The 26,390-nt window shown below is 39.7% G+C and carries 27 protein-coding genes; 6 read left to right on the top strand and 21 right to left on the bottom strand.

Annotation, left to right across the window (positions count from 1 at the left end; all coding sequences use genetic code 11):
• Positions 1 to 76: 76 nt before the first annotated feature.
• Positions 77 to 310, bottom strand: a complete 234-nt coding sequence (locus tag E0E36_RS10915) for a hypothetical protein (protein ID WP_013666973.1) — start codon at positions 308 to 310, stop codon at positions 77 to 79.
• Positions 311 to 788: 478 nt separating this feature from the next.
• Between E0E36_RS10915 and E0E36_RS10910 the strand changes: the two genes are divergently transcribed.
• Entirely contained in the window at positions 789 to 977 is a 189-nt protein-coding gene (locus tag E0E36_RS10910) for a hypothetical protein (protein ID WP_013666975.1), read from the top strand.
• A gap of 18 nt (positions 978 to 995) precedes the next feature.
• On the opposite strand, the gene E0E36_RS10905 is transcribed toward E0E36_RS10910, so the two are convergent.
• Positions 996 to 3,341 (bottom strand): sensor histidine kinase, encoded by a 2,346-nt coding sequence (locus E0E36_RS10905; RefSeq protein ID WP_130855957.1) that lies wholly within the window; start codon positions 3,339 to 3,341, stop codon positions 996 to 998.
• 215 nt (positions 3,342 to 3,556) lie between these two features.
• Here E0E36_RS10905 and E0E36_RS10900 point away from each other — a divergent pair, with 215 nt between their 5' ends.
• Positions 3,557 to 5,026, top strand: a complete 1,470-nt coding sequence (locus E0E36_RS10900; RefSeq protein ID WP_013666977.1) for an MFS transporter — start codon at positions 3,557 to 3,559, stop codon at positions 5,024 to 5,026.
• A gap of 185 nt (positions 5,027 to 5,211) precedes the next feature.
• Here E0E36_RS10900 and E0E36_RS10895 read toward each other — a convergent pair whose 3' ends face one another.
• Complete coding sequence (locus E0E36_RS10895) at positions 5,212 to 5,472, bottom strand: hypothetical protein (RefSeq protein ID WP_130855956.1); 261 nt, start codon at positions 5,470 to 5,472, stop codon at positions 5,212 to 5,214.
• A 335-nt stretch (positions 5,473 to 5,807) separates the two neighbouring features.
• Here E0E36_RS10895 and E0E36_RS10890 point away from each other — a divergent pair, with 335 nt between their 5' ends.
• On the top strand, positions 5,808 to 6,017 hold the full coding sequence (locus tag E0E36_RS10890) for a hypothetical protein (protein ID WP_130855955.1): 210 nt from the start codon (positions 5,808 to 5,810) through the stop codon (positions 6,015 to 6,017).
• Positions 6,018 to 6,037: 20 nt separating this feature from the next.
• Here the strand turns inward: E0E36_RS10890 and E0E36_RS10885 are convergent, their stop codons facing one another.
• From E0E36_RS10885 to E0E36_RS10870, 4 genes are all read right to left on the bottom strand, one after another.
• Positions 6,038 to 7,117 (bottom strand): SDR family oxidoreductase, encoded by a 1,080-nt coding sequence (locus tag E0E36_RS10885; protein WP_130855954.1) that lies wholly within the window; start codon positions 7,115 to 7,117, stop codon positions 6,038 to 6,040.
• Between the two features lie 61 nt (positions 7,118 to 7,178).
• On the bottom strand, positions 7,179 to 7,964 hold the full coding sequence (locus E0E36_RS10880) for an alpha/beta hydrolase (RefSeq protein WP_130855953.1): 786 nt from the start codon (positions 7,962 to 7,964) through the stop codon (positions 7,179 to 7,181).
• Between the two features lie 87 nt (positions 7,965 to 8,051).
• Positions 8,052 to 8,297, bottom strand: a complete 246-nt coding sequence (locus E0E36_RS10875) for a hypothetical protein (protein WP_013666981.1) — start codon at positions 8,295 to 8,297, stop codon at positions 8,052 to 8,054.
• Positions 8,298 to 8,311: 14 nt separating this feature from the next.
• A complete protein-coding gene (locus E0E36_RS10870) occupies positions 8,312 to 9,022 on the bottom strand; it encodes a YciE/YciF ferroxidase family protein (RefSeq protein ID WP_130855952.1) in 711 nt (236 codons plus the stop codon).
• A gap of 341 nt (positions 9,023 to 9,363) precedes the next feature.
• On the opposite strand from E0E36_RS10870, the gene E0E36_RS10865 reads away from it, so the two are divergent.
• From E0E36_RS10865 to E0E36_RS10855, 3 genes are all read left to right on the top strand, one after another.
• Positions 9,364 to 10,137 (top strand): OBAP family protein, encoded by a 774-nt coding sequence (locus tag E0E36_RS10865; RefSeq protein ID WP_242627183.1) that lies wholly within the window; start codon positions 9,364 to 9,366, stop codon positions 10,135 to 10,137.
• 62 nt (positions 10,138 to 10,199) lie between these two features.
• Positions 10,200 to 10,715, top strand: a complete 516-nt coding sequence (locus tag E0E36_RS10860) for a CinA family protein (RefSeq protein ID WP_013666984.1) — start codon at positions 10,200 to 10,202, stop codon at positions 10,713 to 10,715.
• 20 nt (positions 10,716 to 10,735) lie between these two features.
• Entirely contained in the window at positions 10,736 to 11,791 is a 1,056-nt protein-coding gene (locus E0E36_RS10855; protein ID WP_013666985.1) for an AI-2E family transporter, read from the top strand.
• 5 nt (positions 11,792 to 11,796) lie between these two features.
• Here the strand turns inward: E0E36_RS10855 and moaCB are convergent, their stop codons facing one another.
• The 14 genes from moaCB to E0E36_RS10785 form a co-directional block, all read right to left on the bottom strand.
• Positions 11,797 to 12,708 carry a bifunctional molybdenum cofactor biosynthesis protein MoaC/MoaB gene (moaCB, locus tag E0E36_RS10850; RefSeq protein WP_130855950.1) on the bottom strand — a complete coding sequence of 304 codons (912 nt, stop codon included), beginning with the start codon at positions 12,706 to 12,708 and terminating at the stop codon, positions 11,797 to 11,799.
• A gap of 53 nt (positions 12,709 to 12,761) precedes the next feature.
• Positions 12,762 to 13,859: a HesA/MoeB/ThiF family protein gene (locus tag E0E36_RS10845; protein ID WP_130855949.1), complete on the bottom strand. Its 1,098-nt coding sequence runs from the start codon at positions 13,857 to 13,859 to the stop codon at positions 12,762 to 12,764.
• A gap of 12 nt (positions 13,860 to 13,871) precedes the next feature.
• Complete coding sequence (locus E0E36_RS10840) at positions 13,872 to 14,105, bottom strand: MoaD/ThiS family protein (protein WP_130855948.1); 234 nt, start codon at positions 14,103 to 14,105, stop codon at positions 13,872 to 13,874.
• Position 14,106: 1 nt separating this feature from the next.
• Positions 14,107 to 14,847 (bottom strand): sulfite exporter TauE/SafE family protein, encoded by a 741-nt coding sequence (locus E0E36_RS10835; protein ID WP_013666989.1) that lies wholly within the window; start codon positions 14,845 to 14,847, stop codon positions 14,107 to 14,109.
• Positions 14,840 to 16,039 carry a molybdopterin molybdotransferase MoeA gene (locus tag E0E36_RS10830; protein ID WP_130855947.1) on the bottom strand — a complete coding sequence of 400 codons (1,200 nt, stop codon included), beginning with the start codon at positions 16,037 to 16,039 and terminating at the stop codon, positions 14,840 to 14,842. Before E0E36_RS10830 ends, E0E36_RS10835 begins: the two co-directional genes overlap by 8 nt.
• A 21-nt stretch (positions 16,040 to 16,060) precedes the next feature.
• Complete coding sequence (gene moaA / locus E0E36_RS10825; RefSeq protein ID WP_130855946.1) at positions 16,061 to 17,041, bottom strand: GTP 3',8-cyclase MoaA; 981 nt, start codon at positions 17,039 to 17,041, stop codon at positions 16,061 to 16,063.
• Positions 17,031 to 17,669, bottom strand: a complete 639-nt coding sequence (locus tag E0E36_RS10820) for a nucleotidyltransferase family protein (protein ID WP_130855945.1) — start codon at positions 17,667 to 17,669, stop codon at positions 17,031 to 17,033. Before E0E36_RS10820 ends, moaA begins: the two co-directional genes overlap by 11 nt.
• A gap of 9 nt (positions 17,670 to 17,678) precedes the next feature.
• On the bottom strand, positions 17,679 to 18,860 hold the full coding sequence (locus E0E36_RS10815; protein WP_130855944.1) for an XdhC family protein: 1,182 nt from the start codon (positions 18,858 to 18,860) through the stop codon (positions 17,679 to 17,681).
• Between the two features lie 5 nt (positions 18,861 to 18,865).
• Positions 18,866 to 20,053 (bottom strand): cysteine desulfurase family protein, encoded by a 1,188-nt coding sequence (locus E0E36_RS10810; RefSeq protein ID WP_130855943.1) that lies wholly within the window; start codon positions 20,051 to 20,053, stop codon positions 18,866 to 18,868.
• A 322-nt stretch (positions 20,054 to 20,375) separates the two neighbouring features.
• Positions 20,376 to 21,623, bottom strand: a complete 1,248-nt coding sequence (locus tag E0E36_RS10805) for a rubredoxin domain-containing protein (protein WP_130855942.1) — start codon at positions 21,621 to 21,623, stop codon at positions 20,376 to 20,378.
• Positions 21,624 to 21,632: 9 nt separating this feature from the next.
• Positions 21,633 to 22,892, bottom strand: coding sequence for an alginate export family protein (locus tag E0E36_RS10800; protein WP_130855941.1), 1,260 nt, complete (start codon positions 22,890 to 22,892; stop codon positions 21,633 to 21,635).
• A gap of 62 nt (positions 22,893 to 22,954) precedes the next feature.
• Complete coding sequence (locus E0E36_RS10795; RefSeq protein ID WP_013666997.1) at positions 22,955 to 23,626, bottom strand: response regulator transcription factor; 672 nt, start codon at positions 23,624 to 23,626, stop codon at positions 22,955 to 22,957.
• A complete protein-coding gene (locus tag E0E36_RS10790) occupies positions 23,623 to 25,452 on the bottom strand; it encodes a sensor histidine kinase (RefSeq protein ID WP_130855940.1) in 1,830 nt (609 codons plus the stop codon). The genes E0E36_RS10795 and E0E36_RS10790 overlap by 4 nt, the downstream gene beginning before the upstream one ends.
• Before the next feature lie 69 nt (positions 25,453 to 25,521).
• Positions 25,522 to 26,388: a formate/nitrite transporter family protein gene (locus E0E36_RS10785; RefSeq protein ID WP_130855939.1), complete on the bottom strand. Its 867-nt coding sequence runs from the start codon at positions 26,386 to 26,388 to the stop codon at positions 25,522 to 25,524.
• Positions 26,389 to 26,390 lie beyond the last annotated feature (2 nt).

Here is a 26,390-nt window from a genome sequence, read left to right as displayed (position 1 = left end):
ATAAGGCAACTGTAAGGTAAACAATATACAGCAACTTTTGTTTCCCTGCAGGAGCGACTAGTCTTGTCTTTGCGATTTAGTTAAGGTTATCAAAATCCACTCTTCTTACCCAGTCGGGAGTGTAACTGTTTTCTTTACAAGGGATTTCGCTGATCAACTGCCCCGTCACTTCACAGTAGCCTAATCCATTTTTCTGACAATACAATGTCGCCGCTTCCATAGTCGGAGCTGTGATATAAGGCCCCAACCATTTTTTAAGTTCCCTGGTATGTGGATCTATTGCCGTGATTTCTGTTACCCATTTTTTCATATCTCCTATTGCGCCAGCTTTAAAATTTCACTCAACTATTATCACTATGGATACCGAACCTTAGCTTTTGACCATTTTTACGATGTATATTCATTTCATTCTTTGAAATAAATAGCAAACGCCACAAGTGATCCTAAAAATAACGTAGCACCGCATATGATTATTACCACGCTAAAGTCATTGTGTACAATGGCAATTGCGAAACGAAACAACATGGCGGCCGCAATAACTAGTGCGAATGCCACCCACATCTTATTCCTGCGTTGCATCATATATTAGAACGCCCAATAGCCTTGCCAAAAACTGATTCAATATGCCGGTGTCGGTGTTTAAATTGCGACGAAGGAAGAAATTATAATATTACATACACGAAATTCTTGATTTAGGACATGTTAAAAACCGTTCCATTTTTTTTCCATTCTATAAAAACACTAGGGCGTTTGGGCTGTTACCTTAATGTAGCAATAGCATAGAAGACATGACAGAAGACAAAGCAAATAGTTCGAAAACGAAGATGGAAACCGATTACGGAAAACATGAAGAAAATCCTGGGCCACCGAAAGCAGCACTTGAGGAAAAGGATGATAAAAAAGTAGGTTTTACGATCCATTGGGCGATCATTGTTGCAATAGTAGCGCTTGCTATTGCTTATTTTTTCTTTATGTAACTTAATTAAGGATTCTTTTCAACTTTTTCCTTTCTTATAAGGAAAGTGGATATGAATCTTTGTTCCGTTTCCTTTCGTTGACTTTATGTCAACAGTACCATTTAATAATTTGACTTTGTTTTGGATTGTGCCTAGGCCTATTCCGCGTTTTGGAGATACTTCTCGGAAACCCACGCCATTATCTTCAATAGAAATGGAGATTATGTCGCCATTAAGTGTTATTAAAATAGATGCTCGAGTAGCTCGCGCATGTTTAATAATATTGATGATGAGCTCTTGAACCATTCGATATACGGCTATTTCGATATGTTTGTCAAGCTTTCTATCCAGCCCCTGAAATTGGCAGTTAAAATCGATAGTCTTATTGAACTGCTCACATATATCTTCGATAGCGGCTTGCAAACCAAAGTCCTCTAAAATAGCAGGCATCAGCTCGTGTGATATCCTCCTGCTTTCTCTAATAGCTTCCGTTAACAGCCGTTCAGCTTGTTTTAGTGAGTTGAAATGAATTGCAGGATCATTTTCCAATTTAGGATTCAATTGCTCCAAGTTAAGCTTTACACTGTACAATAACTGTCCTAAACCGTTATGTAAGTTTTCGGCGATCCGCCGCCTCTCTTCCTCCTGAGCATTCAGCGTTGCCATAAAAATCTCCCGTTGCTGTTTCTTTTCCAGTTCATTTCGTTCCAGCCTTAATTGAAGGTTCTTCTTTTGTAAATATACCTGCTCGGTAATATCCAGCGAGATACCTATGATATGAGTTGGTCGGCCATCACTATCTCGTTTAAATACCGTTCTCCGTGTCTGAATCCAATGCAATCTGCCATAACCATCTACTAGTCGATATACAAGCTCTTTTATTTCGTCGTCCTTCGTTGTTTGCCTGAGCGCATCAATGTTATTATCAAATTTTGCGCGGTCGTCTGCGTAAATTATTCGATCGAAAAGCTCGGCGCCCATTTCTTTGATGTCGTTCAATGACCTATTGAGAAGTTTAGCTAGTTTATTGTTCCCATATACCATCTGCATCGAACGGATGTCAATTACATATACCATATCAGGTGCAGCTTCAGCGATACCTCGTAAAAGCGCATCGTCCTCCTTTATCTTTTCTTCAGCGATCTTCCGTTCGGTTATATCAAGATTAGTGGCCACCAAGCTATCGTCCATTTTAACAAACATACAAGAGAACCACTTATGAAAGCCATCGTATGTATATAGATATTCCATCTGCTCCGGCTTACCACTTTCGATTACACGGAGCATCATGTCAAAAATACCCACCTTTTTTATTCCGGGATATTCTTGTAAGTAAAGCTTCCCTTCCAAGTCTGAGCGCTTAGTTTCCCGTTCAAGTTCTTTACTGACGATCTTTATGCGGAAATCGGTTACGCGGCCGCTGTCATCGCGTATCGCCTCCAACACAGACATGCCAATTAAACTTGTGTCAAAAATGGATTGGAGTAACTGGTTGCTTTTTCTCAGATTAATTTCGGCTTCTTTTCTTTCGGTAATATCCAAGCCTTTTACCACTAAACCGTCATTTAGCTTAATTAGCGTCATATCATACCACCTCAGTGTTCCATTTATAGAAAGAGGTTGTTCAAATGTACTATCCTTGCCGGTTTCAACTATCCGTGAATAACGATCGAACAGATCGAGGTGATTAGCATACGACGATATGTTCGTGCCGGCAATATGCCCAAAAATTCGCTCCCCCAACTTATTTGAAAAGACGTATCGAAAGTCGACAATCATGCCCTCTTCATCTCGAATGGCCTGCAATACTTGCGTTATATTTTTTGAACTGTTCAATGTTGCCCGCAAAAGATCTTGACTTTCTTTTAAGGCTGCTGTCTGTTCCTTAACCTCTCGTTCTAATTGTAATGTAAATTCTTTTGTAAGTTTTTCTGCTCTTTTTCTTTCTGAAATGTCGTTAAATAATATAGCTACTTTATTGGTATCATGTTCCATCGGAAAGGCGTCCACTTCATACCAACCGCCGATAAGAAGCTCGGCTTGCGCTTCAAAATGTCGCGCTTTGCGGCTTTTCGCTATTTCCCCATAAATTTGAAACCAGTGCTCCTCATGTGATGGTTCTATTTCTTTCATTGTACGACCAACGGCGTTCTTAATGCCCGTTTGTCGTTCGAATGCTTTATTTACCTGTATAAACCGATAATCGATAGGGACTTCCCGGTCGTTCCAGATTAGCTCTATAATACAGAAGCCTTGATTAATATTGTCGAGAAGGAAAAAATACTTCTCTTCTGTGAGTTGTTTTTGTTGAGTCAACAAGGCAAGATTATGCTCATCGTGATCGATTCTATAATTATTTTTATGGTGGTTGTCGCCGGGTTTCATGTTTTTTTGACAGGATCTATGTTCGCAATAAGAACGTTATAGTATCTGTTTTGTTTAACACATACAATAACTAAATCTGTCTTCCGTTGAATTTGCTTCGTATCATTATGACTTGATTATCTTAAAAGAAAAAAATTATAGCATACCGGAGAATCTTTACTCATGAGACTTTTAGGAATAATAGTTGGACTAATATTCAAAAAATCTGTACTCTCATGAAGCTAACGCCTAAAGAAGTATTAACAGAAGAGGAAATTCGCCATGGACTTAATATGGTTATATGGGACGGACTCGCTGCTGAAATCATGACCTCTTTTACAAGCGGAGCGTTTTTAGTTGCCTTAGCGATTTTGATAGGTGCTAATAATGTTCAGATCGGTTTGCTTGCCGCATTACCCATGATTACCAATCTCTCCCAGCTCATATCAATATGGCTTGTGCGTAAATATAATAATCGAAGGGCTGTAGCCGTTTTCTGTGCTTTTTTAGCAAGGACACCCTTGGTTCTTATAGGTCTTACCGTATGGTGGACAACAGACATTTCGGTAAATATATTGATCTTCTTTCTTTTTTTCTATTATTTTTTTGGCTCTATCGCAGGGCCCAGTTGGAACTCGTGGATGAAAGATATGGTTCCTGAGAATATGCTGGGAAGTTATTTTTCTAAACGCAGCAGGTATACGCAAACAGTAAATGTTATTTTAAGCATAATATTGGCGCTTTTACTCGATTTTGTAAAAAATCGTTATCCGCAATACGAATTATATACGTATGCAACCTTTTTTATAATTGCAGGTGGCATAGGGATTTTAGGAGGATATTTATTGTCTAGAGCACCGGAACCTCAGTCTTACTTGACGAGTGCCAATATTTTTTCTTTGTTCACACTTCCGTTAAAAGACGACAACTTCAGGCGATTACTTGTTTTCAACTCAGCTTGGGTATTTGCATTAAACATCGCTACGCCATTCTTCACTGTTTTTTTAATAAAAAGCTTAGGCTTACCGCTGTCGTATATTATTGTTTTGGGAATTATAAGTCAACTATTCAGTATATTGACACTACGTATATGGGGCATATTTTCTGATCGATATAGCAATAAAAGTATTATTAGATTAAGTGCCCCACTCTATATCGCCTGTATTATTGGATGGTGTTTCGTAGGGATTTATTCACATTTATATGCCAACCTCGCGCTATTGGTAATCATATATATTTTGAGTGGGATCGCTACGGCAGGTATTAACTTATCATTAACGAATGTTGGCTTAAAATTAGCGCCAAAGGGCGACGCTATTGTTTATTTATCGGTAAAGAATATCGTCACGGCCGTTTTTTCATCGCTTGCACCATTAATCGGTGGCTTTTTGGCAGACTATTTTACCGATATAAAAATTTTGGTGACCGCCCAGTTGAGTAGCCCCTATTATAGCAAGCTGGTTAAACTCCTTTCTTTACATGAATGGAATTTTCTTTTTTTAATCGGGGCGCTACTTGCCTTGGTTGCACTTGAGTTCTTAGGTCGCGTGAAAGAGGTTGGCGAAGTTGAAAAAGACATTGTCAAACGTATTATGCGAACGAGTATAAAAAATAACCTACGTGAATATTTTGTAATTGGAAATATTATCAATTGGCATGAGCAGCTGGTTGCCATACTGAAACGAAGAACAAAAAAAACACCTTAGCTTCATTTGCGCATAAGCTAATATTACCTGATAGCAAAATTAGACCAAATTTCTATACGCTTTTTCTTTGCTTTACTAATGGTGTCTTTGTATGAGAAAGAATAGATTACCCTTTGGTATTAGTGACCAAACAATATGAAAATAACAAAAAACGACTTCAGCTATTTTGTGAAAAAAGTGATCGCTTATTTAAATCTCTCCGTGTTTAGTACTTTGTTTAGGCCGAAATGGGAAATTAAGGCCTTTCCAATGTTATCGACGCTTTGTTGATCGGCCACTCCATTGACTAAACGCCATGTGCCTTCACCATTGCTAATAATCGACAACTGCTCACCTCCCCCCCTGTTAATAACGAAAACATCTCCTTGCCGTAATACATCTACAGTCTCTATTTTACCGGCTCCATTGATATCGATATTTATTTTGTTATTCTTGTTTGGTATCATGTTACATCTATATGTGAGTCGTATACCATCGGGTACAATATTCCTGCCATCGACCAATTTTGCTCATGCCTAATATTGACTGCTTAAAAAATGCACAGATTTTCAGGATATGAATTTATCTATGTTAAAAAGAGTTACAGCGGTATACAAATTTTAGTACACCGAAAAAATCGGTCCAAATGAAAAGACTGCCTCGCCAAATATAAATGTTGTTGGACCGACTCGCTAAAAATAGAAATTTGGGATAAATACCGGCTGCAATCAAAAGACTATCATCGAAAGCGTATATTTAAGTCAAATGGAATAAAAATTGATCTATCTATTAAAAAAACACTATGAAAAGCTCCAAATTGCTCTTTTTTATTTTCTTCGTTGTCTTTTTTATAAATGGTTGTGGCTGTGACAGTCAATCACCTGATGATGTAGAAGAACAGTTCGATCCGGACACGATTGAAAAGCAGCAGCCTTCAGATTCAACTTTAAGTGAAAAAATGTATCCAATGAACACCGATAGTGCTGCTCAAAGGGACAGTTCAAGAAAATAAAAGCAGCTAATAGAGATGAATTATTCAGACAGTTGACGTTTTCTTGCAATTCCTTTTACCTTCCTAGATAATAGCGGTGCTACTAACAACAGAGCCGTTAATCCGAGGATTCCTAAGGCACCTTTCGCTAAAGTAGGTCTGATCTTCTCTTTCGTAGCGTATCGCCACCCACCTATTATACCTACATTATAGGCGAGCGGAAGAAAAACATTACCATCAGTTTTCACCGATAAATCTGCGCGTTTCAGGTATGATGAAATTATCCTATAAGAAAAGTACGAAGTTAGCTTTGGGAAAAGCCGGTAAGCAAGAGAAAGCGCGGCGGCAGACAGATGAACCCAGTTAAAGCTTGCAGGATTATCAGCTAATTTCAATATACTTTTTGCAAATCTGACAGGGTCATGTACAGGAGGCATCGGTTGAATCACTTTTCCGGTATAGTTGGCCGCATGCGACATACCCGGTGTATCAAGAAAAGCAGGATATACATCGCAAATATGAATATGAGGCCATTTCCTTAATTCCGCCTTTAATGCATCTGAGAAGCCTCTAATACCAAACTTACTGGCGGAATAACTTACGCCATAAGGTACTGGTAAAAAGCCGCCAACCGAGATATTATTAATGAGCGTTCCTCTGCCCTGCTTCTTAAAATAGGGTATTACTGTATACGCACCATGTAAATAACCCATTAGGTTAGTCTGAATAAGTTGATCATGTACTTCTATAGGCATATCTTCGAAATTACCTACCGCCAGAACACCGGCATTGTTAATCCATATATCAATTCTTTTTTTAAAAGAGGCTGCCATATCAGCCAAGCGAATAACTTCTAAAGGCTTGGAGACATCGGTTTGCTGGACGAGAACCTCAGCTCCAAGAGATCGGCAATCGGATGCCAGCTCTTCTAGTGCTTCTATGTTTCTAGCCGCTAATACCAAGGTTGCTCCTGCTAGAGCGAACTGTTCTGCCATTGCTTTACCTGATCCACTAGACGCGCCGGTTATGACGATGACTTTATCACTGAAATTTTTCCTATATCTTCTTTTCATATCCCTTTCTTCTCTAGTGGTCTCAAGCATCAGATAGTCGCGCCACATCACAAGAACTGTTTAAGGGTGCCGCAGTACCGTAGGTTGAGAATGATAGCTATAAGCTATGCTATATTAATTTTACAGAGGGTTCGGTTTGCTGGCCTTTAATCCAGGTATATACATAATCCGCCACCTCTTCCCATCCTGGTTCTCCACAGATGAAATGGCTTCGTTGGGGAAAAGATTTAAAATTGACAATGCTCTCACTATCTGTATAAGCCCTTGCATTTTTTTGCGCTAAAGCCACGGGGATAATTTTGTCTTCTTCCCCTATTATAAAAAGTAATGGGATATGTGGTTTATTTAAATCGACTTGGCCTACCGGTCCCATACAATCGCGTAAAATATTACGACTATCATAAACAGCGTAGTCCTCCCAAGCTATGTCGGAAGTGCTTTTATCTAATGTGTTGGCAAAAAATTGATGGAAAGAAGTTTCGTCCATCACAAAAGGCTTATTGCCCTTTAGCGGATTTGTTATCAGCGCACTGTTTTTAATAAAGTTCCAATCGAATTCAAGCATAGCATTCGGTGCAACGGAACTAATGGTTACAGCAAGGCTAACTAAGTCTTTATTGGCAAGTAACTGGGCTATTAAACCGCCAACTGAATGACCGATAACGACTGGCTTGTCATGCTTCAAAATTTCATGCGTCATACTCGCTACCACCTCGTCTAAATGTAGATCGCCAAGATTAGCAGGTGGATTGCTCCTAAGAATAGCAGGTTCGTCCTCATGTAAAGGCCAAAAAAGCGAACGGCAATTATAACCACGCGCTCCGAAGAATTTTTCCCACGGTTTCCAACTTTTGGCAGTTAAGAACATGCCATGAATAAAAATTATATCTTTCATTCTTACATAATTGCTTTTGCTTACTATTGAGTTCCCTGGTATATTTAAAAACCAGCCTTCGTTTATTATAAGATGGAGCTAATTCTATCAGAATACAACATCACTATTTGGATTGTTCGCCCTTTCTCGAAGACCATTAACGATTACCGACAATATTTCCGGATTAAAATCCTCTTCATCGACAACTTTCCAATCCTCACCCTCCTTTACAATCACAAACGATTCTTTATCCGGATAAAGAATCCGCCAGCCCTGTTGTCCGTTATAGTCCTCAGGTTCAGCACTCAAACGTACCACAGTGTCGGTAACAGGTTCTTTTATTGTAAATTCCATAACTCAACCTTTGTTTATTTCTTAATCTTTGATTCCCCGTCCATTTTATCAGTTTTATTAGCTTTACTCCCTTTGCTTGTCCCCGTAGGTGATTTAGTCCCTTTAGCTCCCTGTTTTGCAACATTAGTCTCCCGTTCTTCTTTCAGCGGTGCTTTTGACGATTTCTTTCGGCCGCTTACACTTATCGGTGTTGGCTCATCTGACAATTCACGCTTAGCGGCTTTATTCAGCTGTTCTTCCGCCAGTTTAGTCAATTTAGCGTCTGTCGCTTTTTCTTCTTCTAAACTTTGTTTAAGCAACCCTACTATCGAATTGTATCCGAGTAATGTTGCCAGATTGATAAGACTGCCATAGCAGGCAATTTCATAGTGCTCAACCTTTTGCGCTGCAATTACCAAGGCTACATCTCGCTGGAAAGATCCTTCCTCTGTTTCGTCAATAACTCGCCAGCCTTCATCAAATAATCCCTGCATACCGAGACTGCTTCTTTCATTGATTGGTTTTCCTAACTGATCAAATATTTGCTCTATTCGTCTCAATTGTTCATGCGTCTCGCTCATATGCATATCGAAAGCCTTCTTAAGTTCATCGGTCGTTGCCGTGCTTTTCATGGTGTGTAGCACATTTCCGAGATGTTTTTCCGACCAATATATTTCGCTGATCATAGTATGGAAAAAAATAGATAGTGTAGAGTTTTCGTTGCTCAATTCTTGTATGTTGTTCATAATGCTGAAGTAAATCGTTTATTGTTTAAATTACTTAACATTCCTATACAATATCTCTACCTAATTGCCTAAAAAAAATACATTCTTAAAAATAAATGGATAAGGTGTTCAAAACGGCATTTTCAACTATATTCTTCAAACATATTAACATTGATTTTTTTTTGGCTTCATTTTAATAGTGTACTAAAATACATAATAGAGTGTCTTACATCTTAGATAACAATTGGAATGGAGTGGTACTGCTTTAGTAAATGGTTTACTTAATATCTTCCTTAGAAAGCGTATCCTCAAAAACATGGCATCTTAATTGGAACATAATGAAACTAACTAATATCGACTCTATGAGAACACTAGTGCCCATCGTTTCCGTTGTTTTTATTTTTGCTTGTGGAGGAAATAACACGCAAACATATGTGAATGAGCAGGGAAAAGATAAAACAATCAAAGACAAAGCATTAAACACGGGTGCTGATATACTACAGAATAAAGCTCCTTTAAGTGCATTTAACGTCTATCTAAACGGCTTTCACTTTTACAATGGTAATATGAATGCTCAAATGGAAGCGCATCATTATGTTAGCCAATTAAATGAAGATTTCTATCAAGCAATTATTTTTGATGGCAATTCGAAAGACTCGAAAATAATGGGTATTGAATATATAGTCACTGAAAAACTGTTTAATACCTTGCCTAAGGAAGAAAAAAAACTATGGCACTCGCATCATTACGAAGTCAAATCAGGTACGCTGGTTGCACCTGGCATTCCGGAAGCAGTGGAAAAGGAACTCATGGAAAAATTAATTTCCACTTACGGTAAGACCATACATACATGGCATACCGATCAGCAACATACCTTACCCATAGGCAGTCCCATGCTTATGATGGGATTTACACGCGATGGACAATTAAAAAATGATCTACTACGAGATAGGGATCACAGATTGGGCGTTTCATCTAGAGAAAGAAAAAAACAACGAAGTGAAATTCCTTTCCCAACGGTGGATCCGATGGCTAATGCTTGGGAGAAAGGTGAGTTACGCCAATTTATCGTTTCTGATCAAGTTGATAGTGCGCAAGATAAACATCAGGGATTATTGCCCCAAAGAACGAAGTAATCTTTAACAGCTACAGAACAAAATAAAATTAGGATGGTTATTTCTATAGTAATGATATAATTATGATAGAAACAGATTCAGTAGCCATTGAGCAATGTGCTAAATTACTTAAAGACAACCGTTTAACTATCGCCTTTGCTGAAAGCGCTACCGGGGGTAGTTTGACATCAACCTTCGCGAAACTGCCAGAGGCAGGGAGCTTCCTAAAAGGTGGCATAGTTTGTTATGATGCGAAGCTTAAAGAAAAACTCCTAGGTGTACCTAAAAGCTTGGTAGATCAGTATTCCCCCGAATCAAAAGAGGTAACACAAGAAATGGCCGTTCGGCTGAAAAATTTAATAGATGCTGACGTGTTAGTGGCGGTAACCGGATTGCCAAGTGCCGGAGGTAGCGAAAGTGCTGAAAAGCCTGTTGGAACCATGTTTTACAGTATTGTTCTTGGAAAGAAAGTGATGAACTGTCGAGAATTGTTTACGGGAACACCTGACGCCATTATTAGCCAGACAATCGAACAAATTGGTAAAACGATTACCAAAGCACTGATAAACCATCATCGTTTAGCAAATACTGCAGTTTAAAAGAAATAATAGAGAAGATAATGTCGGAAAATAACTCCCGGGAGACCGAAAAAAATGATTTAAAGCATTATACAAGAAAGTTGTGGATAACTGTTGGCATCATCTCTCTCCTGGTTATTGTTATTTTTATCTTAAAGGCTGCGTTTAATGTCTTGCTTATGGTTTTTGCCGGTTCACTGATGGCAATATATTTTCATGGGCTGGCCAACCTTTTAGAAAGAAAAATTAAACTTAGTCATGGATGGTGCCTGTTAACAGGCATCTTTATAACGCTTGCGTTGGTGGGTGTTCTGTTTTGGTTTCTTGGAGCGAAAATTTCTATGCAGGTAGGTGAAATGACACAGGATATACCAGAAATTTTGAGGGATGTAAGGGAACGTTTAGGCCGTTCTGACATAGGCAGGAAATTACTTTTTTATCTGTCTGACGGAAATGGCGAAAAGATGATGAAATCTTTTCAGGATGTGTTTCGAACGAGTTTTGGAGTGGTGGGCGATATGTATATCATTCTTTTTATCGGGATTTTCTTTACGGTTAACCCTAAACTATATCGTGAAGGAATTATAAAACTGATCCCCCCCGGAAATAAAAAGCAAGCAAGGGATGTAATCCGAAGGCTGGACTTCACATTGAAAGGATGGTTAAAGGGGATGCTAATTGCGATGTTTTTCATCGCCTCGTTATCCTTTATCGGATTGTCCCTTATCGGTGTTCCTATGGGACTCGCCTTGGCTTTTCTAGCCGGTTTTCTGAATTTTATTCCAAATTTTGGGCCTTTAATCGCTATGATTCCTGCCGTTTTGATCGGATTTACCGTAAGTGCCAATACCGCGCTATTAATCGCCCTGCTTTATGTGGTCATTCAAGCAATAGAAAGCAACGTTGTTACTCCAATGATCCAAAATGTAATGATAAAGATTCCTCCCGCGCTCATAATAATCAGCCAAGTATTGTTCGGAACGCTAACGGGAGGTTTGGGAATTATATTGGCCACCCCGTTGTTAGTGGTTATTATTGTTTTGGTTGACGAATTATATGTCAAAAAACAACGTCCCATGACGGATCAATTGGATTGATTGGGTTATCCATGGTTAAATCCTTTTTTTATTTTAAAAACGTGTAAAATAGCTGGGAACAACGCATCTATACTTTCCTCAACCCCTCTTGTGGAGCCCGGCAACGTAATGATTAGCATTTCTCCGATAAAACCTGCGATGCCTCGCGATAGCATTGACAAAGGCGTGCGCTGTTGCCCATATGCGCGGGCGGCTTCCATAATTCCGGGGATCTCTTGATCTAATAAGGGCCGTATGGCGTCAGGGGTTACATCACGTGATGAAAGGCCCGTACCTCCGGTATAGAGCACCAGTTGATAACCATTTTCTTTAAAATAATTTGCCTTTTCCCGGATAATATCTTTCTCGTCGGGGATAATGATGTATTCGCTAATCTGAATATCATATTTTTTCAGCTTACTTGCTATGATTTTCCCCGAACGATCTTCTTTTACACCTTGTGCAATGCTATCCGAGCAGACTATAACGGCGCATTTAAACGGTATCGGTACGGCTTCCCGAAGGTTCGATTTTCCTCCTTTTTTACTCTCTAGCCTGACGCCTCTTATCTCTATTGCCTTATCAATCGGTTTTAGCATATCATATATGGTAAGAGCAACGTTCATCGCACCATGCATGGCTTCCACTTCAACCCCTGTTTTGTAAATTGTGTGTACTTCCACTCGAATAACGATCGATAGCTCTACTATTTCAAAACTGATATGTGCATATTCAATGGGAACGGGATGGCAGTCGGGAACCAAATCAGCTGTTTTCTTGATAGCTAATAGGCCGGACGCCCTTGAAAATTCGAAAATGTCTCCTTTCGGAACGGCCTTATTACGAATGGCATGTATTGTCTCTTCTGATGATACTTGTACAGTAGCGATAGCAATCGCTTGTCGTAATGTGTTAAATTTATAAGTAATATCAACCATTTTACTTCTCTGTTTTTTTCAATAAGCTTTTTTTATTAGGTAACATCACGAGATTAAACCGGACATGCCAATGAGCTTACCCCTCCTTTCAAACTATAAACTCTCTTCTGCTGCACCTCTACGATTTCTTTATACTGTTCGGCAGCAAATAAGCTGCGCTTTCCGCTCTGACAGACAAACACAACAGTATCTTTTTGAATCAATTTGACCTGGTCCTTTAAAGTAGACAACGGGATTCTTAGATGATTGTATTTAGTGATTTTTGGTTTCTCGGAAATCTCGCGCACATCTACAATATCTACTTGGTCGTTCATGTATAATGCAGCCAATTGATCGGAATTGATTTCTTCTACGCTTGCAATTGGCGCAGAACACAAATATCCGTAGTCAATTTTTCGAAAATCTTCTTGGCTTTTTGGTTTTAATTGACTGCTCAACTCAGTGCTGTCAATTTCTATCGTATAACTTTGGTTATTTAGCGCGTTATAGGTTAAAAGTTTTCCTATAAGTGGCTCACCGATCCCGGTTACCAGCTTAATACACTCATTTGCTTGAAAATTGCCGATAATGCCGGGTAATATGTTTAAAACGCCAGCTTCACTACAGTTCATAATCTCCCCATTTCGCGGAGGAGAGGGGAAGATATCACGGTAATGTATACCATTTGCAAAAATAGCGACTTGACCCTCGTATTTAGATACAGCTCCGTAAATCAGTGGTTTTTCCAGAATAGCGCAGGCGTCATTGATCATATAGCGAGTTTCAAAGTTATCGGTACCGTCAATTACAATGTCATAATCTGCTATAATATCCAGCGCATTCACAGAGGTGATCCTTTCGTCGAATAAATCAATCTCAACTCCCGGGTTTACCTGTAGAAGCACACTTTTAGCGCAATCAACTTTCTTCTTCCCAATATCTTGCGTTCCGTATAATATTTGCCTATGGAGGTTACTCAACTCAATTAATCCATCGTCTACGATACCGATTCTCCCAAGACCTGCGGCAGTTAAATAAAGTAAAGCAGGACATCCCAGTCCGCCAGCTCCGATCATAAGTACTGACGATTGCAAAAGTTTCTTCTGTCCTGCAACGCCAAACTCGTTTAAAATAATTTGTCGGTGATAACGCTCGATTATGTCTTTTTCCATTTTCTCACCTTTTTATCCTCCCGAGAACGGTGGAAGTAAAGCTACTTCTACTTCGTGGGATAGTGCTACTTTCGTTCTAATGATTTTCTTGTTGATTGCAATTACATACTTGGTCTGTGCAAGCAAAGGATATTGGTCCGTTAAAACGGCGTTCAGTTGATCTGTGTCTTCGACATGATCCATTTTCAATTGCGAACAACCTGTAATATCGGTTAATTGACCAAAGAATAATATTGAAATAGACATTTTATATCAAATTAGGTAAAAATAATTTGAAGGACGCGACCATCAGAACTAAGGCCAGTAATAACTTGATTGCTGATTGTTGAAAACGCAAGGCACCAAAATAGGAGCCAAATAATCCTCCTGTAAAGGCAACAAGCACATAACTGACCATATCCGGGCTAAACGTTATACCCTTTGTTATTTGACCGAACAAACCTGATAACGAATTTACAAAAATAAATAAGGCACTGATGGCCGCCGTTTGTTTTTGATTTGTCCAGGCTAGCAATAATAAGATGGGTGAGAGTATGACCCCACCTCCTATTCCCAGCAATCCCGACAAGAAACCTATACTTCCTCCAATCAAGAGCAACCAACCTATAGCCGGCTTTTTTGTTTCATCTACTTCTATATCTTTAAAAAATAAAAAACGAATGATCGGGATGAGTAGAAATATACCTAATAGCTTTTTATAAAGATCGGCATGAACCACCATACTTCCTCCCACGAAAGCCATTGGTATAGAAGCTAATGCGAGCGGCCAGAATAATCTACTATTAAAATATTTTCCCTTATAATAATATGTGAATGAAGTAAGTGCTACGAAGAGATTAAGCATGAGGGCGGTTGGTTTCATTACGGCAGGCGTAATCCCGAACAAAGCCATAAGGGCAAGGTAGCCACTAGCTCCGCCGTGTCCGACGGAAGAATATAAAAAAGCAACTGCAAACAGTACTATGTAAAATACCAATAAATTATCCATAAGTGGGAATTAAATGTATTTCAACCAACTCCTCTTCTAAATAGGTTTTCATTTCCTCATTCAGTACAACAAGGCAATTGGCCATAGCGAACGAGCGTAGCCTATAAGATTCCTGCGCATGGAGTATGGTGACTTTATCATTATCGTAATATCCTTTCAAGAAGTGTATTAATTGATTATTTTTTGTATACGATATTCGTAAGGGTACCTTTAATGTCTTCAATTGCTTTTCGTGTCCTCCAAAGGAGCGTAGTGCCGGCCAAACGTACTCGTAAAAACAGGTTAAAACAGATGAGGGATTTCCGGGCAGTCCAAAGACCATTTGTTCTGACTTCCTTCCGAAAAATAACGGCTTTCCGGGGCGCTGTTTAATCTTATGAAAAAGCTTTTCTACTTCACATGCTTCAGCTGCCCTTACCACAAAATCGTAATCTCCAACGCTTACACCACCTGTAAGAATTATCACGTCTGCAAATGCCAATGCGTTTTGTAGCTGGATAATTGTGTCATCTAAGTTATCTTTCACATAATATGTTTTAACTCTGTTTATTCCCATTTGCAGCAAGGCAGCTGATAACATAGCAGAAGATGCCTCATATACTTCACCATGAGCAAGGGGCGTACCCGGCTGTTTAAGTTCATCGCCTGTAACAATAACAGCGACGGAAGGTGACGCGAATATATCAACCTCGGACAGACCAATTCCACATAAAAAGCCAATGGTAGCCGGGCCAAGCACGGTACCGGCGGCCACAGCTTGCTCTCCCTCTTTGATTTCCGAGCCTTTTAATCTCACGTTATCGCCTAAGGAAATAGACGGATCTTTGATTACAATCTGATTATCTTTTAGTTCAATTAATTCTTGCTTGACAACCGTATCTACGCCTAAAGGAAGTGCAGCACCGGTAAAAATACGTGCCGCATTGGTTTCCGGTACCCGAAGCGGCCCCTTACTTCCTGCAGGAATCTCATGGGTTACAGAAAGTGATTGTTCTTGTTTCCAATACTTAAAGGAAAAAGCGTAGCCATCCATCGAAGATTGATGAAATGCAGGAATATCAATCGGAGCATATAAATCAGTTGCCAAGACTTTTCCCAAGGCGTCTTGAACAGGCACACGAAGAATTTTCTTCTTAATTTGCTGCTCATTAATTATGTTTTTTGCTTCCTCAACGCTAATCAATCGATCCATATATCTGTATTTATTTGTCTATTAGCCTCCGATACTAATCATGCTTCTATTTTTGAGGCTCTCCTGCTTAAGCTTGCTGAAATCTACGCTAAATTGTCCGCCTAATTTTTCTGCTTTTGTTGATATGTTTTGTAAAATTAACGGTTCGAGCGGTAAACCATCTCTCAGGGCGCTCAATAAATCACTCTCATTTTTTGAGAATAAACAATTCTTCATTTTTCCATCGGCGGTTAATCGTAAGCGATTACACCCTTCACAAAACGGCGCACTCATTGTACTAATAACTGAAAACCGCCCCTTATGCCCACTGATTTTATAATGTTTGGCCGTGTCGTGTAATGATCCTTCAATCACTTGAATTTTGTGTTTTGATTCAACGAGACTTACGATTTCTTTGAGGCTGAATACTTGATTGCTTGTCCATTTATTACCTTCAAAAGGCATAAATTCAATAAATCGTACATCCAAACTTTCCTCTTTTGTCCATGCCACAAAATCCAATATTTCATCTTCATTAAAATCCCTCATCACCACCATATTGATTTTGACCTGAAAACCTTGTTGTAGCGCCATATGAATATTTCGCATAGTTAAATCGAATTTATCTCTTCGGGTTAACCTTTTGAACTTTTCGGCTGATAGGGTGTCCAAGCTAATATTAAGTGTGCCAATACGCGCCTTTCGTAAAACATCAAAATAACGATCTAATAGAATGGCATTGGTTGTAATATGCAAGCTTACAGGCAGCTTCGCCAGTCGCAAAATGATGTCGCCAAAATCACTTCTAACCATCGGCTCTCCTCCCGTAAGTCGAATTTTATTTACACCTAATCGGACAAAATGACCAGCTATGATTTCTAACTCGGTTGCGGACATTAAATGTTTCATCGGCGTAAAGTCGTAACTCTCTTCGGGCATACAGTAAAAGCAGCGCAGGTTGCATCTATCAGTTAACGATATCCGCAAATAATCATGTACCCTATTGTATCTATCAACTATCATTTTTTCGCTGTTTTAATTGCTTTTTTTCAATCGTTGAGGCAATTAGACGTGTGTAAGCCTCTTCTGTATCCACATCTATTTCACCGTACGACAGCGGAATGGCTATTGCTTCTGCTCTGTGTTTTTGGATGAGTTTTTTTGCTCCTATATCTCCTGTTAAGAGAGTCAGCTCGTTGAACAATGTTTTATTGAACAGAGCAGGCACGCCCAGTTGATCCGCGTATGAGCTCGCAACTATTTTTGCATCTGTTTTTCGCTGCTCTTCCATCAGTCTGTTTATATGTTTCTTGCTTACATAAGGCTGATCACATACCATAATAATTATGTTCTCGATTGCCGCATAATGTTTTAAGAGATAATCAACTCCACACCGGATGGAGGAGGCAATTCCATTTTTAAAATCGGGATTATAAACAAGGTTAATCTTTTGTCCTCGTATTTCGTCTTTTACGAGATCTGCAGCTGCACCCAACACGACGACTAATGCAGCAGGATTCGTTGCTTCAGCAATCTGAACACTCCGGCGAACCAAAGTACTCCCGCGATAAGATAGCAGTTGTTTCGGCCTACCAATGCGTTGAGAGGAACCGGCCGCTAATAAAATAATTCCATTCTGTATATTTTTCACCTTTGATTACTATCCTATAAATTGCTTGTTATCCGATATGACAATCTCATCGTTTCGGTTATGGATTTTTCCGGGATAATCCCGTAAAGACCCGCCATCTCTCCTAGCAAAAATAGCTTTTATTTCGGCAATTACAGACAGCGCTATCTCCTCCGGTGTTTCTGCGCCTATATTCAACCCCATGGGGCTATACAAATGAATTAAAGCCTCTTCTTGCCAATGGGCACCGGCTTCACGTAATTCCGTTAACATGCTGTGCTTTTTCTTTTTTGGACCCAGCATGCCGATATAGGGTACTCTGTTTTCTGATAGTAAGGAGTTTAGCAAGCTTTTGTCATATTGATAGTTATGAGTCATTAAGACGACAGCTGTCCTGTCATCTAATAAAACCTCATGCAATGCCTTATCGGCATCAGCAACAATTAGATGACAGGATGGAAAACGTGATGCTGTTGCATAAGCCGGTCGGCCGTCGATTAATGTAATCTGCCAACCTAACACTTCAGCCATGTCTATTAACGGAAAAACATCATTTCCCGCCCCCGCGATCACTAAGGAAATATCGGGAGCTAAATATTCAAAAATTGCCGTGAGTTCTTTGTGGTTTGAAGACGTCGTCGAAATGTTGTATTTTACAAGATACGTATGCTTATGTTCAAGTGTTTTATTGATATCATGTAAGAAAATATCAATTGATAGGGGTAGTGCGCCGGACTTAACAACCATCTTATTGTTTTTCATCAGCAAATAGGTTCCTTGTAAGGGATTCCATTTGTCGTCTAAGGAGAAAAAAGTAACGATCACGCTTGGTTCTCGCGTGTCTGCGGCTTTTCTCAGAAGTTCAATTGGGTTCGCATCATCATTTGTATTGATAGGTTCAATCAATATGCGGATAATACCATTACAGCCTAGCCCCATGCCAAAAATAGCATCCTCGTCGTCGCTCGTATCATAGGTTGCCAATAGCGGTCTTTGTTCCGCAATAGCCATAAGCGCCTTTCGTAGAGCGTCTCCTTCTAAGCAACCGCCACTAATGGCGCCGGTAAGGGTGCCATCTTCACTCACCAGCATCCTCGCACCCGGCCCTCTGTAAGAGGATCCGTCGACGTGTACAACCGTCGCCAAGGCTACACGCTGTCCCTTTTGACAAGCTATATCATATGCTCTTAAGATTTGCCTTATTTCTTTCATGAAATTTATAAAGTTAGCGGTTTTAATACGCTTAATCCATTTCCCGATAATGCTTCTTCTACAGCATCGGTTAATACGTTAATAGCATATACCACGTCTTCCATTTTTGTAAACCTACCCAAACTTATGCGAATCGCTTGGCCGGCTTCTTCCCTACTTAAACCCATCGCCTTTAACACATGCGATTCTTTCTGCATTAGCCCCGAACAGGCGCTGCCACGACTTAGAGCTAAATATTTGGAAACTTTCAGTAATAATCTTTCTGCATCCACCCCGGGGAACCGTATATTGCTTATATGAGGTAACCTGTTTATTCTTCCATTGACAGTGGAGCCTGCTACCTTTTCCAGGAGTGATTCCTCAAAACGATTTCGAAGCGATTGTAGGCGAGCTCCCTCGTCATTCATCTCCTCTTTACATATAGCTGCAGCCTGACCAAAGCCAACGATGCCTGGTATATTCAATGTGCCACCGCGATGACCCCGTTCCTGAGATCCTCCGTGCTGTTGCTTAAAAACAAGTGGCTTTTGTGATTTCTCGTTAATGAAAAGTGCTCCTACTCCTTTAGGTCCATATATTTTGTGTGCCGAAAAACATAACAGATCGATTTCATCCGCTTGAACATCAACGGGGATTTTCCCTACGGCTTGTGTAGCGTCACATACGAACTTAACTTGATGTTTCCGTGCAATAGCGCCTATTTCTTTTACCGGATTAACCACGCCTGTTTCATTGTTTGCGTACATAATTGAAATGGCAAGCGTTTCGGGCGTAATGGCGTGTTCCAATGCTTCAAGCGAAAGCCCCCCCTCTTTATCAACGTCGAGATATGTAATCGTATTTCCTTGCTGCTCGAGGTACCTACACGAATCTAACACGGCCTCATGCTCGACTTTTGTTGTTATGATATGGCTGCGCTTTCGGTTAGTTCCTTCCATCAGTCCTTTTAATGCCAAATTAACAGATTCCGTAGCACCGGAAGTAAATATCACTTGATTTGGTTTTGAACCAATTAGATCAGCTACTTGTTCTCTTGCTAATTCGACCGCATCTTTTGCCATCCATCCGTAATGGTGGTCTTTACTAGCAGCATTGCCGAAATAGTCAGTAAAATAAGGCAGCATCCTTTCCAAAACTCTTGGATCACAGGGTGTCGTTGCGCAATAATCTAAATATATCGGTAATTCTTTCATGCAAAAAACATTTTTTAAATGGCTGCACGTCAAGGCAATTCAACATCACTGTATACTCTTTTTCAGTTAGTTTTCCGTTAGCTTTTCTCCAATTTGGCTACATCGACAAGTTGGATTTGAACCGAAAGTGAACTGCAAAATATTTCAACAGCTTGCCGGACCGCGGCCACAAAACCTATGAGATTGTTATTATTTTGCCTATAGCACAGGAAGCCTCTATCAAAAATAATTTTTTTTAGCACAAATTTTTACAACCGGTTAAGAATGTTACATATCATTAATTAAGCATAACAGGATGAATAATCAAGGGCAGCTAGGTCCTTTATATTCTGAACCGTTTATAATAGAGTTTACTTAATTCAATAAGCAAGGCTGGTAAAATTTCCTTACCCACTAATTTTGCGTAACTGTAATAGATGGTACTGTTGGGGTTAAAGCCCTTAGCATATAACACATTATATGCTGCCAAATGATGGCTGCTTAATATATTGTCTTTTTGTATGACAATACTTGTAAACCATCTTTTGTCTTCAGCCGTTTCAATGGTAAATGTAAGACCATGGGTACATATGTCCTGTTGGTCAAGCTCTTGAACTAGGTATCTCTTTAATAGTAACGCTTCTTCATCTAGTACCGGAATGTGCCAATTTAACTCTAAACTGGAATGTCGCATATTAATCCCCATTTGTCCCATTAACTTTTCCCATTTTAACTGGTGCGTAGACTTTATTCCCTTAATCACAAAAGATTTCCATGGACTGATATAAATAAACGGAATACCACTTTCAATACATAATGTGCAGGATTTTTTTAGAAATTCGATATCAAATCTATTGTTACGCCAATATAAGCCAAGCCATAGGTTGGTTTCGTCAACATTGTTAAGCCCTTCATAATAGGGAAAAAATGTGTCCGGCAATTTCAGTTCGTCATTGCTTACAATACTATCCAGTTTTAGATACTCCGCCAAACCTACGATTAAATCGGGCAGTAGTAATTTCGGATTTTTCTGCCATTTGCTCTCAATAAATTTACTAAGTTTAGGAAGGTCCGACGAATGAATTAATGTAGGCCATTTTTCGAGCTCGTGTCTATTTTGTTCGCTGCGTAGGTATAAATACCAATAATCCGTATATTCAGAAGCGACGAAATTTAAATGCCCTGTAAAGAGGGGAACCATAGCCTGTTTAGGATCCGATAAATTAATTTTAAGCCGGGGCACAAAATGGAAGCTTTCCAATATGAAACGATATTTTTCCAGATTTAACCAAGAGGTATTAGCCGTTATATCCAGCGCAATGGCACTGCTGACAATATTTTGAAACGCATCCCGCTTTCCGTATTCGAAATCTATTTGATGCATTGTTAAATGTTGTTCTACGATAGGCAGTCTACTCTGTTCGACCGGAAACAATATATCTTCCCTAGATCCGAAATGGATGAAATCGTTGTTCGCCAGTTCACTTGCACGTAGAACTGATAGTAGATAGTTGGGGGCAATCATGCCTCCCTTTACAAATACTCGAACTAAATGTGCCCGATCGTATACGGATAACAAGCTTTCGGCCATATTATATATTTAGTGTTGTGCATCCTGAAAAAGTGTCGGTTTGAATGTGATCATTAACCACGCCCATGATGATTGTCCATGTAGGCTGCCTGCCTGCTTAATAATCGCCATACTCGAGGTGTAAAATAGGTGCGAATAACCACCTTTTAAGTTAACCTCCTTTGCCAAACTATAGGAAAAGGTCCAATCCAGTTCGGTGCCTAAATCGCGTGATCTAGGGATTCCTTCTTCATCCGTTATGGCGGAGGCCGCCGAAAAATGATGCCCATCCATAGATATTGTCCAATTTTTCTTGATCCAGTTTACTTTCAAAAATAAGTCATTTAGCCCTTTATTGCCATGGTCGCTCCCCACATAGAAATAATCCATATAGCCGTAAAATTTATGATGGGTTCCATAGAGCGGATCAAAGGCTTCATTTGTCTTAGAGCTTTGTTTGTCGCCACTAAGATAATCGTTTCCAAGTTCTATCTTATAAGTGCCCGTAGGTTTAAAAGACAGTTGTAAGGAAGCTAAAAAAGCGCGTTTTGAAAAACCGTCTTTATTTTTTCCGGTTTGATAGTACCCCTCTCCATAAAATACAAAAGGAGCGAATGATGCTTGCATATTGAAACCCGCAGTTTGCATAAAGTAACCGGTGTCCGGTGCATGTTGCCGCCCCTCATTTAAAGCAATAATAGAGGTGCTTATTTGCTTGAAGTCGTGATGAAACCAGGCGAATTGAAGTGATTTGTAGTTGTTTAATCCCTGATAATAGGTTTCACTTAATTTGGTGGGTTCGGGATTATTTGCGTCCTGGTTAAAGGCTAAGCCAATGTGGAGGCGATTTTTGCTTCCATTATATTCATATTTAAGCAAGTCATGACTTCTGCCCTGCTGAGCCCAGTCAAGATTTCCTAGAATACGTGCGTTATCATAGTCTAATTCCATTCGCCCAACTAAAAAGCGCTGCGCGCCATTAAATTTAAATCCGGCCCAAGCCTGCTGAAAATTTGTCAACGACGGATCAGTCTTACCCGCTTGATCCGTATTGCCCCAAATGCGCACATCTTGTGGAACCAGTACGAGATCCATTTTCTCGTTACTATAACTCAGGTAAATTCTGGAACGTTGTTCTATAAAAAAGGCAGGACGCTCAGTTTGATTTAGGGGTCTTTTAAAGCCATCCCGAAACTCTGCTCGTGGCCGAATTTCCGCGCTTACCGTGATTTGCGCTTGCGTATCTAAAACTAGAAACAGAAAAACAAATAAAGGGAATACAACTCGCATAAGATTTTATATATTACGTAAATATACGTAATATATAAAACAAATCAAGTAAAATTACGTGTTTATATTAGGTTTTCCTTCATAGCCTTATTAATCATGTCGACGGCATTGTTTACCCCTAATTTTTTCATGATATTAAAACGATGTGTTTCAATTGTGCGCACACTTTTCCCAAGTACTTCAGCTATATCTTTATTATGTTTACCGTTTATGACCATACCAAGTATTTGTTTTTCACGTTTAGAGAGGCCGTAAATATCGGTGTTACTTTCAACCGCTTCGTTCACCCGTATGCTACTACTTCCAGCTCCTCCCAACAATTGATTGGCCAATACATTGGATACAGAACCGCTGTAATACCGGATACCATTGTTGATTTGTTTTAGTGCTTTTATGAACTCATTCTTATCAGTATCCTTAAGCAAATACCCCCATGCGCCAACCCGTAAAGATTCGAGTACGTAATCTTCGGTATCATGCATAGACAACATAACGACTTTCGTGTTTTCCTTGTTTTGGGTAATAGCCTCACATGCTTCCAGACCGTTCATTTCAGGCATACGAATATCCATAATAGCTAAATCAGGCTGAAGCTCCTGTACACGTTGAATCGCTTGCATACCATTATCCGCTTCGCCTATAACCATTATATCGTCATCTGCCTCCAACATTGCTTTGATTCCATTACGCACTAAAATGTGATCGTCGGCTAAAAGCACCGTAATTTTACTCATATAGCTATATTTCCTGGTTTATTTTTCAAAGGTACAAAAAGCTTTATAATTGTCCCTAATCCAGGTTTTGATTCGATCAATAGCTTCCCATTAATATAAGTGGCCCGTTCTTGCATATTTAGGAAGCCGTGTCCATAATCTGCGTGAAATAGATCGGTGGATTTACTTTCGAAACCCACACCGGTATCTTTTATTGTAAGAACAAGCTCATCTGTGTTATGCTCTAAAGACACGAGCACTGTCGGTGAGTTCGCGTATTTAATAGCATTGTTCACAGCCTCTTGCACAATCCTATATATGTTGTTTTCTACTTTTGGCGAAAGCCTTTGTTGGAAATCAGTTATATTTTCAAAAATTAAGCGATTATTGCTGAGTTTATCTATTTCCTGAACCAGGTTTTTCAATCCGGCAACCAAACCATAATCACTCAACACAGGCGGCTTTAAGTTGAATGTAACGATACGTACTTCTTGAATGATATCTTTTATAAGTTTATTTATATCCAGTAATTTCTGCTCAGTTTCTTTTGTTTTGGAAAGGTCGATCGAAGCAGTTTGAAACTTAAGCGAAGTAAGCATTTGTCCGATGCCATCATGTATATTCATGGCGATACGTTTTCGCTCTTCTTCTTGTCCTTCTAATACCAGGATAGATCTGAATTTCTGTTCATTAACTTTCCGCTCTATTTCTGCCCTGTCCTTTTTATACATGTCTTGTTCGGCTAATCGTCTCGGCGTCATATCAGCAGCAAAAACCTGTAGCACATCTACTTCGCCTTCTTGATTATATATCGGTATAATATGTATATCCATATGCCGTTTCTCGCCTGACTTATCGCTGTAAACCAGCTCTTTATGCCAGTTTTTTAAATTTGATACCACATCGATCAATTGGTCATTAAAGTCATCTGCGGCTTCTCCTGCTAAACCGAATAAATTGGCAATAGTTTTATATCGTTGCTCTTCATGAGAGAAGCTGCGTAAATAATAATCGCTTACATAGTAAAGGTTTCCGCCTTTATCTGATTTGGCAATCAGACGGGGGGGCGCAACGGGTAAGGTAATGCCTGATATGCGTTCATAAGATTCCTCCAGTGAAGCATAAAGAGCCCCGATTTCCTTGCTCATTTGCTGGGCATCACTTTCAGATTTGATTAGTTTGATGAGTGTTTCATTTACTTTTCGTGTTGTAGGTATAAAAATCAACAGTACTTCCAATATGATTATAAGGAGAGAAATACCAAAGAGAATATACTCCGTTCGTTTCAATTTCACGATCTTTCCCGACGCAAGTTTTTCATAGGTGTTCACGATTGAATCCATATGCCGAAGAAAGATGGGCTCATGTTTCAAAACAGTTCGCATATCATTTTCAAGAAGTGGATAGCTAGATTTATCGCCATTTTTCAACTGAGAATAAATACGGTTGCTGGCAAAATAAATGCTATCAAAAACGGGTTGATTTTCAAGAAAAAGTCTGTTGATCGCTTTGCTTTTACTGATTGGTATGGCTGCCGCTTCATTTCCGTAGCGTAGGCTGGTGTTGTTCTCGATCCATTCCGCGTTAACGGAAGCGAGCTCTTTTAGAAGGCTGTCACGTTCTTTTGTGTTTAACCTATTTGTTAGTAAAATGAGTTTGCTTATCTTTTGGCTCAACATCCGCTGCCTACCCGCCATGTTGACGATATGTGCATCACTTTCCTGCTCCCTTAAGTGCCTTTGTACTAAAAATTGCCCTATGATAATACTTAAGGCTATAATGCTAAGCGCTAGAAGATAATACGCTCTTAGTCTGCTGAATTGATTATGCTGTGTATATATTCGCACGATGTTTTGGCATTCGTTTGTATTATCCAAAGCTACGAATATTGCGTTATTATCATACACCACGCTGCTTTATGAAAATTGTTCTTCCTTTACCTCTGTTTGTATTCGCTTGGAGGATGGGTATCTTTTTTCAATGTCGCTGGTTTGTTTTGTTTTTTTATGAAATGAGTAATACAGTGGAAGTGCCGTAAATAGGATGCCGCCTATGAAATTGCCGAATGTAACCGGGAGTTGATTGAATAACCACCAGTCAGCAAAAGAAACGTTCGCGCCCAATATAATGCCGGCTGGAATTAAGAACATATTTACAACTGCATGCTCAAAACCTTGTCCGAAGAATATAAAAATAGGCAACCATGATGCGACGATCTTTCCGGTAGAAGATGTTGAGCTCATGCCCAATACGATACCGGTTGTAACCATCCAATTGCAGAGGACACCTTTAGTGAAGGCGCTGAAGAGGCCGTCAAAACCGTAAGAAGCATAAGTTAAGGTTTTCGTTTCAGCAAGTTTTACAATGAGTAGTGCCACCGCATTCTTTTCCTCGTGCCCAAATTGGGTGGTTGATAGGCAAAAGAGAAAGGCGTAGAGAAGTCCACCAAGTAAGTTGCCGATAAAAACCAACAGTAGGTTTTTGAGTACCGATAGCGCATCTGTTTTCTTGTCCATGTAAGCCATGGGAAGCACGGCAAAGCTACCGGTGACAAGTTCTAACCCCATTAAGACGATGATTATAAAACAAGCCGGAAATAATGCTGCACCTACGATGGCGAGTCCGGTTTGTGTCGTAGCCGTTAGTGCTAAGGTTGTACCAAAGCCTAAAATGGCACCGGACAACACACCCCTGATTAGCAAGTCTCTACTCGCTAACATAAGCTTATCAACGCCTGCCTGAATCATACTTGCAGCGATTTGTGTTGGTTTATTATAATCCATAA

Origin of the sequence: Olivibacter jilunii (assembly GCF_900607235.1) — a bacterium.
Taxonomy (GTDB): Bacteria; Bacteroidota; Bacteroidia; order Sphingobacteriales; family Sphingobacteriaceae; genus Olivibacter; species Olivibacter oleidegradans.
Note: the sequence above shows the minus strand (reverse complement) of the source record. Positions and strands in the feature narration are given on the sequence as shown.

Coding starts and splice junctions, on each gene's coding strand:
- E0E36_RS10915 (WP_013666973.1), bottom strand. CDS start 310: ATGAAAAAATGGGTAACAGAAATCACGGCAATAGATCCACATACCAGG.
- E0E36_RS10910 (WP_013666975.1), top strand. CDS start 789: ATGACAGAAGACAAAGCAAATAGTTCGAAAACGAAGATGGAAACCGAT.
- E0E36_RS10905 (WP_130855957.1), bottom strand. CDS start 3,341: ATGAAACCCGGCGACAACCACCATAAAAATAATTATAGAATCGATCAC.
- E0E36_RS10900 (WP_013666977.1), top strand. CDS start 3,557: ATGAAGCTAACGCCTAAAGAAGTATTAACAGAAGAGGAAATTCGCCAT.
- E0E36_RS10895 (WP_130855956.1), bottom strand. CDS start 5,472: ATGATACCAAACAAGAATAACAAAATAAATATCGATATCAATGGAGCC.
- E0E36_RS10890 (WP_130855955.1), top strand. CDS start 5,808: ATGAAAAGCTCCAAATTGCTCTTTTTTATTTTCTTCGTTGTCTTTTTT.
- E0E36_RS10885 (WP_130855954.1), bottom strand. CDS start 7,117: ATGTGGCGCGACTATCTGATGCTTGAGACCACTAGAGAAGAAAGGGAT.
- E0E36_RS10880 (WP_130855953.1), bottom strand. CDS start 7,964: ATGAAAGATATAATTTTTATTCATGGCATGTTCTTAACTGCCAAAAGT.
- E0E36_RS10875 (WP_013666981.1), bottom strand. CDS start 8,297: ATGGAATTTACAATAAAAGAACCTGTTACCGACACTGTGGTACGTTTG.
- E0E36_RS10870 (WP_130855952.1), bottom strand. CDS start 9,022: ATGAACAACATACAAGAATTGAGCAACGAAAACTCTACACTATCTATT.
- E0E36_RS10865 (WP_242627183.1), top strand. CDS start 9,364: ATGAGAACACTAGTGCCCATCGTTTCCGTTGTTTTTATTTTTGCTTGT.
- E0E36_RS10860 (WP_013666984.1), top strand. CDS start 10,200: ATGATAGAAACAGATTCAGTAGCCATTGAGCAATGTGCTAAATTACTT.
- E0E36_RS10855 (WP_013666985.1), top strand. CDS start 10,736: ATGTCGGAAAATAACTCCCGGGAGACCGAAAAAAATGATTTAAAGCAT.
- moaCB (WP_130855950.1), bottom strand. CDS start 12,708: ATGGTTGATATTACTTATAAATTTAACACATTACGACAAGCGATTGCT.
- E0E36_RS10845 (WP_130855949.1), bottom strand. CDS start 13,859: ATGGAAAAAGACATAATCGAGCGTTATCACCGACAAATTATTTTAAAC.
- E0E36_RS10840 (WP_130855948.1), bottom strand. CDS start 14,105: ATGTCTATTTCAATATTATTCTTTGGTCAATTAACCGATATTACAGGT.
- E0E36_RS10835 (WP_013666989.1), bottom strand. CDS start 14,847: ATGGATAATTTATTGGTATTTTACATAGTACTGTTTGCAGTTGCTTTT.
- E0E36_RS10830 (WP_130855947.1), bottom strand. CDS start 16,039: ATGGATCGATTGATTAGCGTTGAGGAAGCAAAAAACATAATTAATGAG.
- moaA (WP_130855946.1), bottom strand. CDS start 17,041: ATGATAGTTGATAGATACAATAGGGTACATGATTATTTGCGGATATCG.
- E0E36_RS10815 (WP_130855944.1), bottom strand. CDS start 18,860: ATGAAAGAAATAAGGCAAATCTTAAGAGCATATGATATAGCTTGTCAA.
- E0E36_RS10810 (WP_130855943.1), bottom strand. CDS start 20,053: ATGAAAGAATTACCGATATATTTAGATTATTGCGCAACGACACCCTGT.
- E0E36_RS10805 (WP_130855942.1), bottom strand. CDS start 21,623: ATGGCCGAAAGCTTGTTATCCGTATACGATCGGGCACATTTAGTTCGA.
- E0E36_RS10800 (WP_130855941.1), bottom strand. CDS start 22,892: ATGCGAGTTGTATTCCCTTTATTTGTTTTTCTGTTTCTAGTTTTAGAT.
- E0E36_RS10795 (WP_013666997.1), bottom strand. CDS start 23,626: ATGAGTAAAATTACGGTGCTTTTAGCCGACGATCACATTTTAGTGCGT.
- E0E36_RS10785 (WP_130855939.1), bottom strand. CDS start 26,388: ATGGATTATAATAAACCAACACAAATCGCTGCAAGTATGATTCAGGCA.